This is a genomic window from Peribacillus sp. YIM B13481, assembly GCF_042787985.1.
Taxonomy (GTDB): domain Bacteria; phylum Bacillota; class Bacilli; order Bacillales; family DSM-1321; genus Peribacillus; species Peribacillus simplex_A.
In genome coordinates this window covers 21315-40832 of record NZ_JBHZPE010000045.1, presented here as the reverse complement: position 1 = coordinate 40832, position 19518 = coordinate 21315, and the positions used below count along the sequence as shown (strand labels likewise).

At 40.1% G+C, this 19518-nt stretch carries 16 protein-coding genes and 4 pseudogenes; 3 read left to right on the top strand and 17 right to left on the bottom strand.

Going from position 1 to position 19518, the window contains the following annotated elements; genetic code table 11:
* A pseudogene (locus ACFX4X_RS20225) lies at positions 1-171 on the top strand (IS4 family transposase); the annotation flags it as partial.
* Between the two features lie 227 nt (positions 172-398).
* Here the strand turns inward: ACFX4X_RS20225 and ACFX4X_RS20220 are convergent.
* From ACFX4X_RS20220 to ACFX4X_RS20160, 13 genes and pseudogenes are all read right to left on the bottom strand, one after another.
* Positions 399-1907 (bottom strand): glycoside hydrolase family 32 protein, encoded by a 1509-nt coding sequence (locus ACFX4X_RS20220; RefSeq protein ID WP_377385815.1) that lies wholly within the window; start codon positions 1905-1907, stop codon positions 399-401.
* Positions 1908-2042: 135 nt separating this feature from the next.
* Complete coding sequence (locus tag ACFX4X_RS20215; protein ID WP_377385812.1) at positions 2043-3506, bottom strand: glycoside hydrolase family 68 protein; 1464 nt, start codon at positions 3504-3506, stop codon at positions 2043-2045.
* A gap of 145 nt (positions 3507-3651) precedes the next feature.
* Complete coding sequence (locus ACFX4X_RS20210) at positions 3652-4926, bottom strand: ABC transporter substrate-binding protein (protein WP_377385809.1); 1275 nt, start codon at positions 4924-4926, stop codon at positions 3652-3654.
* Positions 4926-6092 (bottom strand): response regulator, encoded by a 1167-nt coding sequence (locus ACFX4X_RS20205; RefSeq protein ID WP_377385806.1) that lies wholly within the window; start codon positions 6090-6092, stop codon positions 4926-4928. Before ACFX4X_RS20205 ends, ACFX4X_RS20210 begins: the two co-directional genes overlap by 1 nt.
* A gap of 5 nt (positions 6093-6097) precedes the next feature.
* Positions 6098-7900, bottom strand: coding sequence for a cache domain-containing sensor histidine kinase (locus tag ACFX4X_RS20200; RefSeq protein ID WP_377385803.1), 1803 nt, complete (start codon positions 7898-7900; stop codon positions 6098-6100).
* A 248-nt stretch (positions 7901-8148) separates the two neighbouring features.
* Positions 8149-8607, bottom strand: a pseudogene (locus ACFX4X_RS20195) (iron chelate uptake ABC transporter family permease subunit); the annotation flags it as partial.
* A 50-nt stretch (positions 8608-8657) separates the two neighbouring features.
* A pseudogene (locus ACFX4X_RS20190) lies at positions 8658-8901 on the bottom strand (alpha/beta fold hydrolase); the annotation flags it as partial.
* 422 nt (positions 8902-9323) lie between these two features.
* A pseudogene (locus tag ACFX4X_RS20185) lies at positions 9324-9847 on the bottom strand (EamA family transporter); the annotation flags it as partial.
* 53 nt (positions 9848-9900) lie between these two features.
* Positions 9901-11505, bottom strand: a complete 1605-nt coding sequence (locus tag ACFX4X_RS20180) for an FMN-binding glutamate synthase family protein (RefSeq protein ID WP_377385800.1) — start codon at positions 11503-11505, stop codon at positions 9901-9903.
* A gap of 47 nt (positions 11506-11552) precedes the next feature.
* Positions 11553-12182 carry an NAD(P)H-binding protein gene (locus ACFX4X_RS20175; RefSeq protein WP_377385797.1) on the bottom strand — a complete coding sequence of 210 codons (630 nt, stop codon included), beginning with the start codon at positions 12180-12182 and terminating at the stop codon, positions 11553-11555.
* Between the two features lie 632 nt (positions 12183-12814).
* Positions 12815-12997, bottom strand: a complete 183-nt coding sequence (locus tag ACFX4X_RS20170; protein ID WP_034307388.1) for a YolD-like family protein — start codon at positions 12995-12997, stop codon at positions 12815-12817.
* Between the two features lie 509 nt (positions 12998-13506).
* A complete protein-coding gene (locus tag ACFX4X_RS20165; protein WP_061463537.1) occupies positions 13507-15039 on the bottom strand; it encodes a flotillin lipid rafts scaffold protein FloT in 1533 nt (510 codons plus the stop codon).
* Between the two features lie 17 nt (positions 15040-15056).
* The gene (locus ACFX4X_RS20160) at positions 15057-15578 is read right to left on the bottom strand and encodes an NfeD family membrane protein (protein WP_377385794.1); all 522 of its coding nucleotides are present in this window, start codon (positions 15576-15578) and stop codon (positions 15057-15059) included.
* 301 nt (positions 15579-15879) lie between these two features.
* Here ACFX4X_RS20160 and ACFX4X_RS20155 point away from each other — a divergent pair, with 301 nt between their 5' ends.
* Entirely contained in the window at positions 15880-16452 is a 573-nt protein-coding gene (locus ACFX4X_RS20155) for a biotin transporter BioY (RefSeq protein WP_289337457.1), read from the top strand.
* A 309-nt stretch (positions 16453-16761) separates the two neighbouring features.
* On the opposite strand, the gene ACFX4X_RS20150 is transcribed toward ACFX4X_RS20155, so the two are convergent.
* The 3 genes from ACFX4X_RS20150 to trhA form a co-directional block, all read right to left on the bottom strand.
* Complete coding sequence (locus ACFX4X_RS20150; protein ID WP_377385791.1) at positions 16762-17034, bottom strand: YusW family protein; 273 nt, start codon at positions 17032-17034, stop codon at positions 16762-16764.
* Positions 17035-17038: 4 nt separating this feature from the next.
* Positions 17039-17239, bottom strand: a complete 201-nt coding sequence (locus tag ACFX4X_RS20145; RefSeq protein WP_377385789.1) for a hypothetical protein — start codon at positions 17237-17239, stop codon at positions 17039-17041.
* Positions 17240-17359: 120 nt separating this feature from the next.
* Complete coding sequence (gene trhA, locus ACFX4X_RS20140) at positions 17360-18004, bottom strand: PAQR family membrane homeostasis protein TrhA (protein ID WP_289337455.1); 645 nt, start codon at positions 18002-18004, stop codon at positions 17360-17362.
* Between the two features lie 157 nt (positions 18005-18161).
* Here trhA and ACFX4X_RS20135 point away from each other — a divergent pair, with 157 nt between their 5' ends.
* On the top strand, positions 18162-18749 hold the full coding sequence (locus tag ACFX4X_RS20135) for a DUF2087 domain-containing protein (protein ID WP_125161395.1): 588 nt from the start codon (positions 18162-18164) through the stop codon (positions 18747-18749).
* Between the two features lie 65 nt (positions 18750-18814).
* On the opposite strand, the gene ACFX4X_RS20130 is transcribed toward ACFX4X_RS20135, so the two are convergent.
* Positions 18815-19414 carry a cell wall hydrolase gene (locus ACFX4X_RS20130; RefSeq protein ID WP_289337454.1) on the bottom strand — a complete coding sequence of 200 codons (600 nt, stop codon included), beginning with the start codon at positions 19412-19414 and terminating at the stop codon, positions 18815-18817.
* Positions 19415-19518: the final 104 nt, after the last annotated feature.

Sequence of the window (19518 nt, the reverse complement as noted above, 5' to 3'; positions counted from 1 at the left end):
TCTACGATGTTTAGAATGCGTCAGTTACTTTTAGATAAGAAAAAGAAGGAGTTAAGTGAATATAAATCCATCTATATGATAAAAGACTATTATTTATTGTTTTATCAAGGATTACAAAAGGACGCCAAAGAATTATCAAAAGTTTTTCTACGTCTGTCACAAAAACTTAAAGCTGCCTAATATTTTTTTAAAAAAACTATTTGATGTTTTTTTGTCATGAGCATTTTTAGTGTAACCTTAGCAAATTAAAGAGAACACACTTTTATATTATCTCTTGCGCGCTTAGCTTGATGGCGATGTGGTGGTACCCCTTTTAGTAAATGTACATATTTGAAGGAGTCATTTCTTATAAAAGAATGTATGTGTACTCATATGAAAGGTATCTGCCAAGATGAGGTTCAATTAATCGGATCAAAATGTGTAACCTTCATATTCTTAAAGATCGTTTTGCCGCCCTCGGAGAAGAGAGTAATTCCTTTATCTTCAGCATGAGGGAATATTAAGTTTGAATAAGCAGCCTTTCCATCATCCACAAAAACTTCAATACTCGTTTTATCGACGAGTATCTTTAAATGAACCTTCTTCTTACTGACATCAAATGGTGCAGTACTTTCAACGAACTGATTCATTTCGTCAGGTTGATCTGTGAATACTCGATTGACATAAGAGTAATTTCCTTCTGCAGAAATGCCTACGTCAACGTGGCGTTTTTGATCATCTGACTCCCTGAGCCTAAATCCTGCAGTCTTAAAATCCGACCATGAGAGATCTGCCTCTATTTGATAGGCATCTCCTTTAACATCAAGTGTTTCCGAGCCATCCACTTCGATTTTATCAAAAGAATTCGTTGAGCTTGTCAATTCTTTTAATGCTTCTGAAGGCTGTGAAGAAAGATAATACTTGTTCTCTCCTTCACGCTTTAGTTCAATTTGACGGACGATCGAATCCATTCCGTTAAACCCTTCTTTTAATGTCGGCGTATTGTTGGCGTAGGCCCAGTTATTCATCCAAGCGAGGGCATAGCGTTTGTCTAATTTGTCACTTGCCTTGCCATCTTCAAACGATACTCCGCCATACCAATCGAAACCGTAGTCTAGCCATTGGGGTTCATGGTTATCTAGAAGAAATTCTGTTCCATTAAACGTTCCTGTCCAGTATGCATAGGTGTTGGGTTTCCCTGCTGCTTTTCCGTTTGCACTGACGCCCAGCACCCACTTTACTGTCCCGTCATCAGCGCGGATCTGGTAAAGGTCAGGGCACTCTAAAACTCCAATGTTCTTAGTGGAAAAGCTGCTCGTATAGCGCCAATCTTTCAGATTATTAGACTCATAAAAACCTATTTTCGATCCTTCGGCCAAGGTCATGACCCATTTTTGATTTGTGTTATCCCAGATGATTTTTGGATCTCTAAAATCCTTCGTTCCTGGATTTTTCATAATAGGCTCGTCACTGTAAGAGGTAAACGTATTTCCTTTGTCCGTACTGTACCATAGAAATTGTTCTTGTTTCTGGCCATCCTTAGAAGGTTGTGTTGCGATCGCCACAAAAGCCTCTTTTCCAAACCCAGCTGTATTATCCGTGTCTATAACGACTGACCCTGTCCATGGATCCCCATTTTGATTCGTATATTTTGGAATGGCAATTCCTTCATCATTCCAGTGAATCAAATCTTTAGAGGTGGCATGTCGCCATTCTGTACCATTGCCATCCGGGTAATCTCCATTATAGAGGTAAAAATAATGATAATTTCCTTCATAGTAAACGGGCTTCTGTGGATCGTTTTTCCAATGATCAGGAGAAGTAAAATGATAGGCAGCCCGGTAAGAGTGCTTTTCTACCTTATTTGGCTGATTAGCTTCTTTTGTTTTATAAAATGAATGAATCAAAATTCCTGTGCTAATAACCATCCATAATCCAAGAACGAATAATCCAACCATCTTATATTTCTTTTTGTTCACTTAAACTCACCACTTTCCTCTTTTAAAATAGAAAAAAGAAAATGCCAAGTTTTCCTGACATTTTCTTTTTCTTTTCACTGGTAATTACTTAACCGTAATCTGGCCTTGTTCAAGAATACTGTCTTTTACTACTGATGTTTTTTCCCCTTTAATGTTAAGCTGGAAGCTTGGGGCAAAGGTAGATTTATTGTCTTCAAAATAACCTCTGTTTGTCATGTAGCTAGTCACTACAACATTATCACTGTCAGCCTGCGGGATCGCATAGTGTGCATAGTTCCAAGTGATGTCATGTGGATCTAGATCCTGATGCAGGACGATGCCCGTTTTATTTAATGGTTTATATGGGCCAGTTAAGGAATTTGACGTGTAGCCTAACATGTAAATATCTTGATTATCGATTCCATCAATGGTCATTTTTGATCCTCTTGAACTTGTGAATAAATACCACTTGCCATCCTTTTTAAAGATGTTTGGACGTTCGATTTCATCTGTGACCGTATTTGAAACAATCAATGGCTTCATTTCTTTTTTCAATGTATAATCGTCGTTTACTTCAATAATTCCAATTGCACCGTTGGCAAGTTCAGCTAATTCTTTTTTAGGGCTTTGCATAAGTTTGTTTTTTTCACCTTGGAAGAAATTATTGCTGTTGCCATAATAAGCTCGATTGTATAGCGATTCTTCGCCTTGGTAGCCATATTCTGTACCCGTATTTGCTTCAAATACAAGGTATTTGCGGCCGTTGTCTTCTACATAGTGAGGGTCTCTGAAGGTATGATTATCAGCAGAATTTCCGTCCTCTACAAATTTATCTACAGTTTGATAGTACTTGCTGTCTTTGCCTTCATAGATGGATTTGTAATCCTCAACACCATCCACTTCTAATGTTTCAGAATCTGGCTCTGAGAGGTTTACTTGAGCGGTTGTCAAGGTTTGTTTACCATAATTTCCCGACTCAGGTATATACGGTTCCCGGTTTGTATAGAATAAGCGAACTTCCCCGTCCTCAGTGAAGGTTGCAGATCCTGACCACTCTTCGGCTTGCTCTTTTAGGTAAGGATCATTTGGAACGTTTTTATCATTGTCATCAAATACTCTTCCAGCATTCTTCCAAGCATCAAGGGAGTCGTCGCCCACTTTTTTGTAGAATATGTAGATGAACGTATCGCTCGCGTTTTTAGGATCGCCTGCTAATCCAAAAACGATATGATATCCTTTGTACTCTGCAACAGTCCCGTCAGCGTTTTGCAATGGCCATGTATCCCACACATCTAAATCAATGGTTTCGCCTGATTTCGTTACTTTTTTGGCAGAAGGGATGTTTTTAATTGTGGATTCGTCAAACTTAGGAACGGCATATCTAGTATCACCGTGCTGATTAATCATATCTTTCATAGCTGATCGAGTGATTTGTGAAGTATCGTACGTTTCTTTGTAATCTGCCGGATCCTTTGAAGCTGCAAATGATTGGGTAACAGTACCGCTTAATAGAATGCCAGTACTGAGTATTCCTGCTGTTGCCTGTTTGGCAAGCCTGCTAAAGTTCATAAGTCTTCCTCCTCGTTTTATGTGTTTGCTAGTACAATAGAATTATAGGCCATTCCTGAAAAGAGAGGTATGCCACATATTGATTGGAATTTAGTCGTATATTGATATCGCAATTGCGGAAGGCAAAAAAAGCCCCGGCAAGAGGCTATTCCTTCGAAAACCTCTCCCAGGACTTCTGATATTCATTGAGCAGCTGATGGCGGTTCAGCTGTTTCCCGACATAGAGCTGAGTCGCGGCTCCGAATTCCTCTCTAATTTCAACAGGGAAGTGAAACCAGTTAGATGGGACGGTGTTCCCATCTTTGTAATTTCGAAGAGTTTCTTCTGCGAGCGGCCCTATATCATCAGTTTTAATGTTCTTAAACGCAGGAATGAATTTGAATTCTTCCGTCATGAACCGTTTTCCTTGTTCTGACATCACCATCCAATTTAAAAACTTCTTGGCTTCTTTTTTCTTTTCAGGAATGGACTGTTTATTTACGGCCCAATAATTTGGAACGCCGACGACAAGGGCTTCCTTTAAAGGTCGGTCATTAATCGGAATCGGCATAAAACCAATGTTCATGTCAGGCGAAGCTTGATCGATCATCGGCTGAATCCAGTTGCCTTGCTGAATGATGGCTGCTTTTTCTGAGGTAAACAGATTCACTTCCATTGTATAGTCCGTTGATAGTGGATTATCATTTCCGTACTTTATGGTGAGATCCAGCAGGGCAAGTAGATCCTTGAATGTTTGATTGGTACTGATTTTTTCCGTTCCGTTATTTAAATTTCTTATAAAAGCATCAGTATCCTTTTGCTGGGCAAAAGCAACATTCATTAGATGGTCGCCCAATTCCCAGTCTTCATAGTAGCCTGTTGCAAAGGGAGTAATGCCTGCATTCTGCAGCTTTTCGGCAGCTGCTGTCAGTTCAGAAAGAGTGGCGGGCTGTTCAGTAATGCCGGCTTGTTTAAATAGATCCTTATTATAGATAAAGCCATACCCTTCAAGGTTAACCGGCATTCCGTAAATTTTCCCGTCCAATGTGACCGGCGTCAGGGCTTCTTTGTATGCTTGATTAATCCAGGGCTCCCCTGAGAGATCCTCCAGATAGTTCCGCCATAGCTTGGCATTTTCATAGCCGCTGTTTGTAAAGATATCCGGACCAGTGCCGGTCGCCATTTCGGCTTTTAGGTCGGCGAGGTCATCCATTGCGCCTCCAACAGTATGTACCCTGATATTGACGTGAGGATTTTCCCGTTCATAAGCACGCGTCATTTCTTCAAATTGAGTGGAGATTTCCACTTTCGGATTCCTTAAATCCAGCGTGATTTTCCGCTCTGTCTTTTCCGTTTTTTCTGGTGGGGCTTCGTCCTGACATGCAGAAAGAGACAGACTGACGGCTCCGATTAACAAAAGGGATAAAAACTTGTTTTTCATCATGTCACCCCTTTAGATTCATGTTGATCGTTCTTATTCCTGAACTCAAAAGGCGTCATGCCGACGACCTTTTTAAATAGCTTTGAAAAGTAGATTTCATCTTGATAGCCAAGCATGGTCGAGATGGAGTAAATGCTTTTGTCTTTTTGTTGCAGCCACGACTTTGCCTGTCTGATTCTAAGCTCCGTGATGTATTTGGACAGGGTCATTCCGGTTTCTTGCTTATACTTTCTTGAGATATGCTCGCGGCTTAAGAAGAAAACATTCGACAGCTTTTCCAGACTCAAATCCTCCATATAATACATGTCAACATAGGAAACCATGTCTTCCATGCGGCGAGCGGCATCTATTTCATCCAGACGGTGGATGGATCGGAAGTTTTGTTCCTCGAGCTTTTTCTGCAGAGCCTGAAACGAGGTCCTGATATCCGATAAAGTTTCGACCTGGTCTTCAGTTACAAGCCTTACAGGGATATCGAACTCCTGGCTGATCCATTCCTCAACGGAGAGCCATTGATCGTGAATGGTGATAACAAGGCAGAGGTTAAGATCCGTCTGCAGAGAAAACGCATTTCCTAATTTGCGGTCCGCAAGTTCATCTGAAAGCTTTTGAATATAGAGATCCGGATTGTGCATCTGGTAAAAGGAGAGCAGTGTCAGCTTATAGCCCTCCGATTCAGGAAGAAACTCGGCAAGGCTGATTGCATCTGAACGGTCCCCCAGACATATCGCAGTGGCTAACTGGTTTCTCCGCAGTTTTTTCACATCTTCCAGCACTTCAGCATGTTCAAAGTCATCCTTCCAGGCTTGTACCGATTTTTCCAGAGTATGATTGAACGCCTCATACTCAATCGGCTTCAGCAGGTAATCAAAGCTGCTGTGCTGAATGGCTTTCCGCATATAGGAATAATCGTTATATCCAGTAATGAAAATAACTTTCCCCGGATAGGAAATGGAATCCAGCCACTCAATCAGTTCGATTCCGCCCATACCGGGCATTTTCACGTCTGTAAAGATAATCTCAGGGCGTTCTTTCTCAATCAGTGATTTTGCCTCATGGCCATTTTTCGCTTCCAATAGCTTGGTGATGCCGTAAGTTTCCCACTTGCCTAAATGGCGTATGACGTCCCGCACATTGAATTCATCATCGACAATCAGTGCTTTCACCGTGTTCATCTCCTTTCCTGAAGTAAGTCTTTATCATTCCCATGGTCGGTCTTTATCGGGATCCTCATGCTGACGGAAACACCTTGTCCGTCATTAGAATCTACTTTCATTTCTGCACTTGGTCCATACCCTAGAAGCAGCCTGTCACGAATATTCTTCAGGCCTATATGTTCATGCGAATAAGTCCCTTCGTAAGGGGGTGTATAGATATGTTCCCGTAGAGTCTGAAGCTCTTCTTCCGTCAGACCCGGACCATCATTCTCTACAGTAAAGCACAGATCGTTTCCTTGTTTTTCCCCGTTAATGGACAAATGAGCGTTGCTGTAACCTTCCTCATACGTGTGTTTAATGTAATTCTCTGCTAGGGGCTGCAGAATCATACTTGGAATTGTCATGTCCAAAATGGATTCATCGATATTGACCGAGTAACTTACATTTTCACCAAAACGCTCTGTTTGAAGGGAGAGGTACGCTTTTGTATACTCAGCTTCATCCCGAACCCTTACCCATTGATCTGCCTGCATTGAGTAGCGCATCATTTTGGACAGCGAAGTCAGCAATTGATAGACCTTTGGTGCATTCGACCTGAGGGCAACAGCGCCGATGGATTGTAAAGCGTTAAACAAAAAATGAGGATTAACCTGTGATTTTAACGCCCTGAACTGGTTCTTCCTGTTTTCAATTTCAAGCTTATATTCTCGGTCAATGTGGGAATTGATCCGGTTCATCATGTCCTTCATGTGTGACTCCAAATGGCCAATTTCATCGCTTTTGGTATCATCAAAGGGGACATTCATATTTCCGCCTTCAATGGAGCGGACTTTGCTGCTCAGCCTCGTAATGGGACGGGTAATCCTATTTGAGATAATGCATATCATAAGCAAACCCAGTATTCCTACGCCGATGCCGACAAGGATATTGGTATAGGCGGTTTTCCTGGCATCTTCAAATAAAGCCTGACTCGACATGACCTTAATCAATTTCCAGCCGTTCAGTGACCCTGATAACTCCTTTGATAAGATAATATCGTCATCATGCCGGCTCCTATTCCCGTCAAGACGTTGCTTTTCATCGGTAGGAAGAGGTTTTCCAATCAGGGCACGATCGTTTGCATACATGACGCGATCTTTTGAATCAATAAGCAAAACAGAAGATTCGTCTCCCTGGACAAGGTTATTGCAAATGCGGGCGTACTCGCCCAAATCAATGTCGATTGTAATCATCCCAAGAAACTTTTTAGAAAGAACGTCTTTAATTTTGTGGTGAAAAGTCATCACCATCGTTTTGTCCGATTTTGGAACAATGGCTGCATTATTGTAATTCTCAAGAGTGTGGGGCGGCTCAATTAAATATTGTGAGTCAGATGTATACAGCTGTTTGATCGGGTCCTGGTTAAGAAAATTCGGCTGATACCTGTGTGTGCTGATCATTGCATTATAGACAGTAAATGACTCATTGTTTTTAGCAATATAGAAACGGATTTGCCGGAATTCTTTTCTCATTAGATAAAAGGTTTCGAGACTCTTTTCCATGGTCATAGGGCTGAAATAAATGGAGTCTTCGAAGCCATTATTAAAAATCCGAAACAGATCAGGGTTGCGGTACAGAATATATGGAAAATCAATCATGTCGTCAAAATACTGCTCCAGTTCATCCGCATTCTTTTGAAGCAGCTCCCGGCTGTTTTCAAGTTCATACTGCTCCACACTGTTTTTTGTATAAGTGTAGATGAAAAAAACGGACAGGAAATAGGGCAGAACGATGAAAATCAGCAGCATGATCAATAAACGGCTTTGTATACTTTTCACAGGAGGCACCCCCTTTCGCAGTAGGCTCTTTTTTTAGTCTTCTCACTTTAGCATCCTAAAACTATATCAAATCAAAAAACCAAGTCAATCATGCTTAAGTAGGATTCGTGTAAGTGCATGTATCGTTATATATCGCAGTTCGGGCTTATATTATGTTCTAATCTGCGCTGCGCCAGAGATTTGAAGAAGATAAGGCAAACAAAAAAGCTGAAGACATCTTCAGCTTTTACAAAAATTGTTTTTTACTCCTACTTCTTCATCAACAAAAACAAAATATAAGGAGCCCCTATTAAAGCGATCATAATCCCCGCAGGTATACCTTTGGGTTCAAGTATGTTTCTTCCGATGGTATCTGCCAGAAGCAGCAGCCAGGCGCGGATCAGAATCGCTACCGGCAGGAAGAGCTGATTTCGAAATCCGACCAGAGCTCTTGCAAAGTGCGGAGCCCTGAGCCCGACGAAGGCGATGCCTCCTGTGACAAGGACAGCTGCTGCTGCAAGCGCAGCCCATGGAAGGATGGCCCAAATGAAAGGCCAGTCTGCACCCCATATGTTCCCTGACACCAATTTGCAATAAAAATCCACCTTTTGGCGATCAGCAGATGAAATAAGGACAATCATTAGACCTGAGAGGGCCATAGAAAATCCCACCCCGGTTAATTCAAGTTTGACTGGCCGCCCCGAAATGGGAAATAAATATAAAAGTAAGCCTTTGTCACTTTGGGCAAAGGCTCCTTTTTTGACGGGTTTCTTCTATATTAATTTTTTAGAAATGTTAGCAGCGCTTCATTAAATTCTTTTGGGGTGAGTTGCGTTTAATCCATGCGGACCACACTTTATTAGAGCGAGCTTACTACCAGGAATGGAATCAAATGTACGTTTTCCACTTAACTCAAAAGGTACAGTTGTATCAGAGTCACCATGAATAATAAGAGTAGGTATATTGAACTTTTCCAAGTCCTTTCTAAAATCTGTCTTACTAAAGGCCGTTATACAATCGAGCTATCATTATCCCTAAAACAAAGATTATGAAATCCTGCGAATAAGCAAGTATTTGTTAGAAAATCGCATTAAACTGATGAGTGGAAAAGAAAGAAGGATTTGAAAATAATATTGAAATATCCATAAAAATTAGACCCTTTATCTAAAAACATTTTAAAATATGGCTGTTTTCACATACTATGTTGCTATTTACCAGGTAGTGAGTTGTGGTTGGTTTCCCCTCCAGATGCTCGCTTTCTGCGGGGCGGGCGGTGAGCCTCCTCGGCGTAAACGCCTGTGGGGTCTCACCTGTCCCGCTGCTCCCGCAGGAGTCTCGCACTTCCGCTCCAATCAACCTTAAATAGTTTCGTTTTAAAAACAACAATCTTTACGAAAAGAGCCTAAAATATAAAACAGTGGGAAATGAATGCTTCCCACTGTTTTTAACGTTCAGCTGGTGTTTTCATTAATTGTTTTGATAAGTTGACTGATCTAATTTCACTAACAAATGTAGAGCCTAATAGTAATATCCCACCCAGCATTTGAACAATTGTCATTTGTTCTAGCAAGATAATTGCAGAAATCAATATAGCTACAAATGGAGCTACATAACTTAGTATAGCTATACTCTGTGTTTTGATTTTTCCATACAAGGGAAAAATAACCAAAATCCAATCCCTGTATTGATGATCCCTAAAATTTTTAAAAAAGGAGTGGAAGAACTTGATACTTCAAAAATACCAAAGCCTTCAGTAAGGAAAACATATGGCATTAGAAGTAATGTGGTTGTTCCAGGCTGAATGATGGTCAGCTCTAACTTTCCCATATTTTTAATAAATTTATTTAAAAGCAATAACGCTGCATAAAATGCAGCTGCGATTAATCCAAAGGAAATTCCAATAAAATCATCTGATCTGGATGCACTCACGCCTTTTCCTACAATCATTAACATACCAATGATCGCTACAAATTTCGTTTTTCTTCAACATTTTTTTTAAAAACAACTTTCCATTTCTCCACTTATTCCTTATTTCTTAACTTCTCCACTTTTTCGGGAGTTAGGGTGATGTCCCGGACAAGGGAAACTCTTCCCCACTCATCCTTGTGAACGATGTGTTTTCGTTCAAATTTGGTCGGAGTATCTATACCTGCTGCAGCTGCAAGGTTAAATAGCCCCTCGCGGAGGGAAATCACGTAATTGGCGACTCGGTATTGTTTTTCTTCAATAACCAGACCATCCTGCAACTTTGAATCAGTTGTGGCTACTCCTGCAGGGCAATGGTTTGTATGGCAGATTTCAGCCATGATGCAGCCAACGCTAATCATAAAACCGCGGGCTATATTGACTAAATCTGCCCCCATCGCTAAAGCGACCGCCACTTTATCTGGAGAAGTCAGCTTGCCTGATGCAATCAGCTTGACCCTGTTACGTACACCATATTTTTTTAACATCTCATCTACAAGTGGCAAGGCTGACATAATTGGGAGTCCGACTGCATCTGCAAGCTCCTGATAGGTTGCCCCAGTTCCGCCTTCTCCGCCATCCACCGTGATAAAATCAGGCCCTTTACCTGTATCTCTCATGTTTTTCGTCATTTCCTCAAGTGCATCAAGATCCCCCACAACAATTTTGATACCGATAGGCTTTCCGCCTACATCCCTCATTCTTTCTACAAATTCGAACAATTCATTAAAATTCTTGAATTCATAGAACCGGTTAGGGCTATTGATCGTTTGGCCAGGTTCCACTAGGCGAATTTGGGCAATTTCTTCTGTCACCTTTTGCCCTTCAATATGCCCACCTCTGATTTTGGCACCTTGTGCCAGCTTAATTTCAAATGCCTTTACTTGCTCGATTTCACTTTTCTTCTTGAATTCTTCCCAGGAGAACTCCCCACCTGCTGTCCTTACTCCAAACAGTCCCGGACCGATTTGCATTATGATGTCGGGATTTCCGGAGAGATGATATTTGGAAAGACCACCTTCACCAGTATTCATCCATGTTCCTCCTGCAAGCCCTAATCCTCTCGACAGTGCAGTGATGGCATTCTCACCGAGTGCACCGTAGCTCATTGCAGATTGTCCTACGAGCCCCTTTAATTTAAAGGGATTCCGGCATGTGTCCCCTCCGATTATGACAGCATCCTCGTCTCGTAAAAAGTACGGTTCTATTTGTCTATCTTCCCGCTTCTCCTTTCTGGTCAATAGACCTTCCTCATCTACTTCATATACCTTTGTATTGATTTTTTGGCTATTATCTATTCTCAATTCTTCCCGGAGATTGGGAAACATACTATTTCGAATATAGTATCCAGCCTCATTGAAGTCACGTTCCGATCCAAATCCGATTAAACGCTCCTTATATTTTCCTGCTTTTACAACATCCTCGAATTCCTTTCTTGAGAAAGGGGTGCCTTCATTATTATTTTCAAATAAATACTGCCTAAGTTCAGGTCCTATTTGCTCTGTCATGTATCTAATTCGCCCTATTAGGGGGAAATTCCTCAGGATTGAATGTTGTTTTTGTGTATCATCCTTTCGGTAAAAGTACGCTGCGGCCGCAACTGTCCCTAAAACGGCAGATCCTTTTAAAACTGTAGGAAGGTAATGTTTTAATTTGGACATTTTATCACCCTTCGCTTCTTATTTTTTGTGCAAGTTACTCGAGTAATCTATAATCTTTGGAGTGCTTCATCAATCAGAATTTCTCCAGAAGTTACATGGAACGTTTTATTATATACTTCTTTAGTATCCAGCGCTTTGACCAATACAGAAGCAATATCCTCCTTTGGTATCTCGCCTTTGTCATGCACAATTGATGGTCCAGCTTCAACTTTACCTATTCCCGGCTTATCAACAGGCATACTTGTCCGTATGACCGTATATGTAAGCTTTTCCTGTCTTAATAGCTCTTCTGAGTGGTACTTGACACCGTTTGTACTAGAATCTAAGCTCTCCATTTCTTTTGCTCGCATGGTGTTCATCAAAACAAAGCGCTTCACCCCATGTTTCTTAGCAGCCTCAACTGAGTCTATTACTGACTGATGGTCAACCAGTATTGGTTTGCCCTCCCCAGTCCGGGGACTGGCGCCACTCAGGTAGATCACTGCTTCACAGCCTGAAAAAGCACTGGAAAAATCCCTTTTTTCCAAAGAAACTACATCTCGTGCTCCAAGTTTAACCATTTCCTCAACTTTATTTTCTGCTCCTACCAGTGCTACCGGGTTATGGTGCCTGTCTGCCAGCTGTTTTACAACGTGCTCTCCGGTCATGTCCTCTGTTCCTATTACCAGAACTCTCATTTTAATACCTCCCTGCTAGTTTGATACTATCTATTTACCACTTTAAAGTTTAATGAAACAATTAAACGTCTTCGCCGTATCGTTAATTTTAATGATTCTTTGATAGTCCAATTTCTTCAGTGAAGCAATTAGGCTTTTATTGAACGTACGTAATCTCAAAATTAATAATCTGACATCCATTATTACTGAAGCTGTAGGAACTAGATTAGTGATTGGAATTAAATAAGAACGAAACCCAACTACTCTGCTCATGTAAAATGAATTGGGTTTAATTTGGGTAATTATATAAAACTATACATTAAAGACGATTATTTCCTAGGTAAACAAAACCCCAAATTATCTCTTAAAATATTAATTTTTTATGTAATCACTCCATACATTCCATAGTTATTCGCACCCATACTTTCTTACGAACGCCATATTGAGGAATTCCGCACGAAGGATACTGCCATCTATAAAGTATAAAAACTTTTATCAACCTGGAAATGAGGGGCCCTATTTTTTTCAAAACTGAAAAATTACTAACTACAGGAATGCTAAACTGACCAGCTTTCCATATATGAAAAAAGAACCTCTAGTAATATACTAAAGATTCGGGATTAATAAATGTTTTGTAATTTTAATATGTTAAATTAATAGATTTCCATAATACGAGATAAACGAATAGAGAAAATCTTTTGATTTTCATCTTTTAAGGAAAGAGTTTGTTCATTAAGGTTAAGTTTATGCAATTGACCCTTGCATGTTTTTAATACTCCTTCTTTATAATAAATGATGGTCGTAATGCCCTTTTTTTTCAACGATTTCAAGATCATCTGATTATCTCCCTTCTGTCTATTCAATTATTTATTAAAATTGTATGATAAGTGGTGAAATACTATGAAATCAATTAGGATATGTATATTATACAATGAAAATCGTAAGCGTTTTCATTGTTGTTGTGAACAATTTGTGAAAGTTTGAACATTGGAATATTTTAGGTGAATTGGAGTGGGCTAGGAAATGGTAAAAATCCATAAAAAAAATGAATTTTAAGTGAATCGGCATTAAATTCTCGTCTGAGTTGGATAAAATTTCAATTTTTTTGTATAATCATAGGTGGATATGTATGAGTTGCAATTATTTTTTCGAGAACAGCAACTGGCTTTTGACAAGGGTGAAAAATCGCTTTTCCACTAACCATAGGTGCTCCATAAGAAGCCTTATCATAATAAAAATTAAATGTTCTTTTTGTCCCTTTAGTATAGGAAATAAAATATTCTCCTATTCAAAAAAAGGTAAGAGCATATTTGTGCCCTTACCTTTCTTCATTTATTCTTCACCGTTACTCTTCCTTGCTTGCTGCCATATTCATGCTCGCTTCGACATTCTCCTGGCTGATGGTGGTGAATGGTAAATTTCGTTTTCCTGAGAAATTCTCAAGCAAGTCTTTGACATCAATTCCCGAAGATGCCTTTAATGACTCTTGCAATGTTGCCATTAAATCCGTTGCATATCCTGTCACTTTATTAGCCCCGCCATTCGCACCGCTTCCGCCTGTGTCCACTACAGTGATTTTGTCTATATTACTAAGCGGGCTAGCAACTTGTTTTGCATATTCAGGCAGCATTTTCAAAATCATGTCCATTACGGCGGCTTGCCCGAACTGTTCAAAAGCTTCAGCTATTTTCTGCTTGGCTTCTGCTTCTGCTACCCCTTTTAACCTGATGATTTCCGCTTCTGTCGTACCTTGTGCCCTTTGGGCGTCCGCTTTAGCAAGACCGTCCATTCGAACACGTTCCGCTTCCGCTTTGGCCATGGCTTCAATTTTATACTTATCGGCATCCGCTTCTGTAATCTGTTTCATTTTGTTTGCGGAAGCTGCCTGCTCTACCGCATAACGATCGGCATCCGCCTTTTTCTTCACTTCTGAATCATATTGCTTTTCACGGCGAAGGATTTCTTTTTCTTCCAGCTCAATCTGCTTTTGCCGTTCGATGATCCTGATTTGCATTTCCTGTTCGGTTACATCCTGTTTAGATCTGGCAGTTTCAAGATCGTAAGCTTGGTCAGCACGTGCCTTGGCAATATCCTGCTCACGACGGAATTCCGCAACCTTTAGCTTGTTGATTTTTTCGGCTTCGGCTATTTCTGTTGCCCTTTCAAGTTCGGCACGCTGGGCTTCCTTCGAAGCTTCGGCTCGCTTGATTCGCGTTTCTTTCTCGGCATCGGCGGTAGCTATATCGGCATCCCTTTTCACTTGAGCAATCCTTGGCTTACCAAGAGATTCAAGATATCCATTTTTGTCACGAACATCTTTAATCGTGAACGATACGATGATGAGTCCCATTTTAGCCAAATCCTGCGAGGCTACCCTCTGTACTTCCTGGGAAAACTTTTCACGGTTTTTATAAATTTCCTCGACTGTCATCGAACCAAGGATTGAGCGAAGATGTCCTTCCAATACTTCCCGCGCTTCCTGTTCACGGTCATCTTTCGATTTACCAAGGAATTGCTCTGCTGCTGTGGCGATATCGGTGATTGAACCGCCAATCTTGATGATCGATACACCATCAGCCATGACAGGAACACCTTGTTCTGTATATACTTCAGGAGTCGAGACCTCAAGTTTGCTTGACAACAAGCTCAATGGTTCCGCTTGTTGGAACACTGGCAAAACGAAAGCACCTCCACCGCGGACGATTTTAATTTTATTTCCTGATTCGTCGATGTGGACATTCTTGCTGCCCAAGTAACTTCCAGTCACTATCAAGGCCTCATCAGGACCAGCAGTACGGTATTTCGTAACAAACACAGCAATAAGTGCGATTAATAAAAATGCAACAATGGCGACAACAATCCAAATTAAACTAAACATAAATGACCTCCTACCTCTTATTCATTCTCATGGGGCATGACATAGACAACCCCATTTTTAACTTCGATGATCAAGACTTTTGTATCCGAAACAATTCCTTCATTCTTATAACTGGCCGCAGTCTTCGCAATGCTCCCGCTGATGCTTTCGATTAAGACTTCCCCAAACCCATCAACCGGGACTGATGTCAGAACCCTGCCAACCCTGCCTCTCAGGTCATTGTCATGAAACGTTAAGCTTTCCTCCGCCGATGAGATGGGAATCAACACAAATACATTCAATAGGGTGACGATTGTAAATGAAATGAGCAGGGAAATCACGGCAATCATCACATCATTAAGTCCTGTAAGCGATTCAAGCAAAAACCCACTCGAAAAAAATACGGTCACAAAACTAAAAATGAGGGTTGGATTTAATATATCCGGTAATTCTAGGCCAGAAAATATATCATTAAACAAGATAAATAGGAATGTTAGCCCCCCGAATATAATTAATCCATATAAATAGACTGTTTCTAATGGAACTCCAAATAACTCCATCTCTTTCATCCTTTTAATTTGATTTTTCTTTACCGCTTACTACTATTAAGACCTAGGATAAGCGTTTTAACTACCTTTTGAAAGACATATGGCAATGATCCCCCCCATTTACTTCACTTACCATTAATACGAATGACGTTACAGAAAGTTTCATTTTTTTTCCAAGTTTTACGAACCTGGGCAACAACTAGGCCCTTATAAAATAAAATTCATAATATCATTGACAGTGTTTACTTATCATATTAAAATTCTTTATATGTTAACTCGTTTGATAACCAGGTTTACAATAGGGGGAAGCACGATGAGGGAAAGTCACGAGAAATTAAGAATGATGATGGTTACAGCCTTATTTGCAGCACTTATAGGGATCCTTGCCCAAATTACAATTCCACTGCCGTTAGTACCGATTACAGGACAGACTCTAGCTGTTGGGCTGGCAGCCACTATACTAGGTTCACGTTATGGAACCTCTTCCGTTTTATTATACTTGTTCATAGGAGCTGCAGGAGTACCAGTGTTCGCTGAAATGTCTGGAGGACTAGCTAAGATATTCGGTCCGACTGGCGGTTATTTATTATCCTATATCCCGACAGTTTATATTACCGGGCTGATATTGGAAAAAACACGTTTCTCAGTTGCAATGGCTTTCCTTGCAAATATAATCGGGATGTTCATAACGTTGATCATCGGTACGATTTGGTTGAAATATATGAGCTCATTATCATGGACAGTTGCATTTTCCAGCGGTTTTGCCCCATTTATAATCGTAGGCATTTTAAAAGCATTCCTTGCATCTTGGCTTGGGATTACGATCCGTTCAAGGTTAGCATCAGCTAATATGCTCCCAAAAAAAAATACACCACTTTCCCAATGATGCAAATGGGTAAATGAAAGAGAGGGTGCCGCTTGCGGTACCCTCTCTTTCATCTTGTTACTTTTTCAGCCATCATTTTCTATCACTTGCACAAAAAAAGAATCTTAGAAAAAGACTCTTTTTTTACAAGTATTTATTACGGTCCTATCCCCATAAGTCCGAATATGAAAAGCAAATGTATGTTATCCCCTTTGCTAACCGTAATCATTTTACTATAGTTACCGCAATTTGACAACTATTGAAGAATCGTGAAAAGGCTACCATTTATAACTTAAGATAATATAATAAATGGATTTAGTTATTTATTATTCACTTTATATTCTTTTTTCTACCATCATCGAACACGACCTCTAAATCGAATTCTTCATAGGCATCCTTCAAATCAAAAACACTTGTCACTTCTTGAATGACTTGTTCATCTGTTGAATCTTTGGTGAATGTCAATTTATCTAAAATCGGTGTTAATTCTTTCATTGCTTCATCACCGTGAACTTCATGTTTGTTTGATTTATCTTCGATTGAAGCTTCGGTTTGGGCTCCAATGGTATCATATTCAGCTTCGTATTCGTTATCAGTTCCCACATAATCAACTTCCTTCTAATTGAAAATCCTTGAAAGTGAAAGGCACCTTTTCATTATTATCCGTTCTTGTTTCAGGATTTGTTTCCGCTTGATTTTCATTCTCCTGAACCGGTGGATTTTTCACTTCATCGTTTTCTCCCCCACATCCGGCCAAAACAAGCATAGCGGCAAACGGAACAGATAATATTTTGATTGATTTTCTCATTATTAGCCATTCCTCCCTAATCATCTGTATACTTATTGATTACCTAAAAGGGGTCATCCAAAACTACAGGAATCTTTCAGGTATCATAAGATCGATCAAGTAAGAAATCACTAGAAGTGATCATAGAGGAAGGATATAAAACAATACTGCAAAAAAATGGGTGGCAGAACCCCCAAGCACAAAAACATGCCAAACGGCGTGATGAAACGGAAAACCGCGCCATACATAAAAGATAGCTCCAAACGTATAAAGCAAGCCCCCTGCTATCAGTAACTGGATACCTTCTGAGGGCATCGCTGCTGTAAGAGGTCCCCAAACGATGACGATCATCCACCCCATCGCAATATAAAGAAGCGTCGAAAGGAATAGGAACCTTTTAACATAGAAAGCTTTGAAGACGACGCCGATGATTGCAACTCCCCAAATTATTCCAAGCAATGTCCAGCCTAGTGAGCCTTGAATCACAAGGACCATGATGGGCGTGTATGTTCCTGCAATGAATATATATATGGCTGAATGATCAAAGATTTCGAATATATCCTTTGTTTTCCCCTCTGGAAAACTATGCACTAAAGTGGATGAGACATATAAAAGAAGCATGGAAGCGCCATAGATGACTGAAATGACTACATCCCAAGGCGATCCTTTTTGGACTGAGAATATTATTAAAAACACAAGAGCGGCGATACTCAACAAAACACCAACACCATGGGTTATCGCATTGACCACTTCTTCTTTTTTTGTATAAACATGTGTATTAGCCATGTTACAGCTCCTTTATCTAGATAAAAATTTTCAACATTCTCCTAAATTATACATCATATTTTCCAAGCAATATAGAAAAGTGAATATAGCTTGATTATCACCACTAATTAGATTATTATCTAATTAGATAATAATCTAATTAGTGAGGGGGATAAAAGTGCAATTAGAAAAGTTGGTCGCTTTCCATAAAACGATTGGTGATGTGACTAGGATTAGGATTATATCCATTCTGGCAAACGGTCCAAAACACGGACAGGCTCTTGCGGGAATATTAAAATTGACTGCCCCAACCATTTCACACCATTTAATGAAATTGAAGGACATTAATTTAGTGAAGGATCGGAGAGAAAAAAATACGGTATATTATTTTTTGAACGAAGATGTCCTAGAGCATTATTCTTCAGCATTACCTAAAATCATTTCAAATAAGGGGGACTCCAGTAAATTGGATAAACAAAAGCTGATTTTAGAGCATAAAAAGATCCTTGAAAACTTCTTTACACAAGATGGTCGACTAAAAACCATACCAGCACAAAGAAAGAAGAAAATGATCGTTCTTCATCATATTGCAGGCCTCTTGGAAAAGGGACGTAAATATCCAGAAAAAGAACTGAATGAATTCATCCAGTCATTCCATGATGATTACGCAACGATAAGACGTGAACTCATTATCGGAGGCATCATGTACCGGGAAAACAGCATTTATGAACTGAATCCCCGCGAGATGTGGGCTGAAATCATTTAAGAGTTAGTTTTAAACATGAAAAACAGGCCTCCCTTTGTTGGTGAGACCGGTTCTTGAAATGTAGTTTATATGGCAAAATGGTGGCCACCAATGATTTTGATTACCTCCAATTGCTTCATCCATTTGCTGTCCGAAATACTGGGATTCCAAAAATACAAGGCATCATTTGTGTAGCCATGAATCGCCAATGCTTCATTGACAGCCTTCTTGGCATCATCTCCGGCTGCTTTGTTTATACTGCCATCAGCAACGGGCGAGAATTGGTTTTTTTGATAGATTACTTCCCGGACCGTATCAGGGAATTCTTTGCTATCGAGGCGATTCAAAACTACTCCTGCCACCTCTACCTTTCCTCTATAAGGCTCCCCTTTGGCTTCTGCATGCACAAGCCTTGCTAATAATTCTTTATCTTTTTCATTCATTACATGTGGAATAATCAATGTTTTACCAGGTTCGGCAACATTATTTACATTATTATTGACTTCTTTTAACTTTTTGATTGGGACACCATACTGCTTCGCAATATCCCATATTGATTCACCTTGTTTAATGACATGTTTGGTTGCTCCATCAGAAGCTATACTGGTCGTTCCCTTAGGAATAGCTATCCCAAGTACGATGACACTTAGAGTCATTATCACGGTTATTAATACTGATAATTTCATCTTGTAACCTCCTCGTTAAGCATCTTCCTAGGATAACAGACCATATGGGAGAAAACAGTGCTAAATTTTTCCCAAGGAAATCAAGGAAAAATTTTCACGGGTCA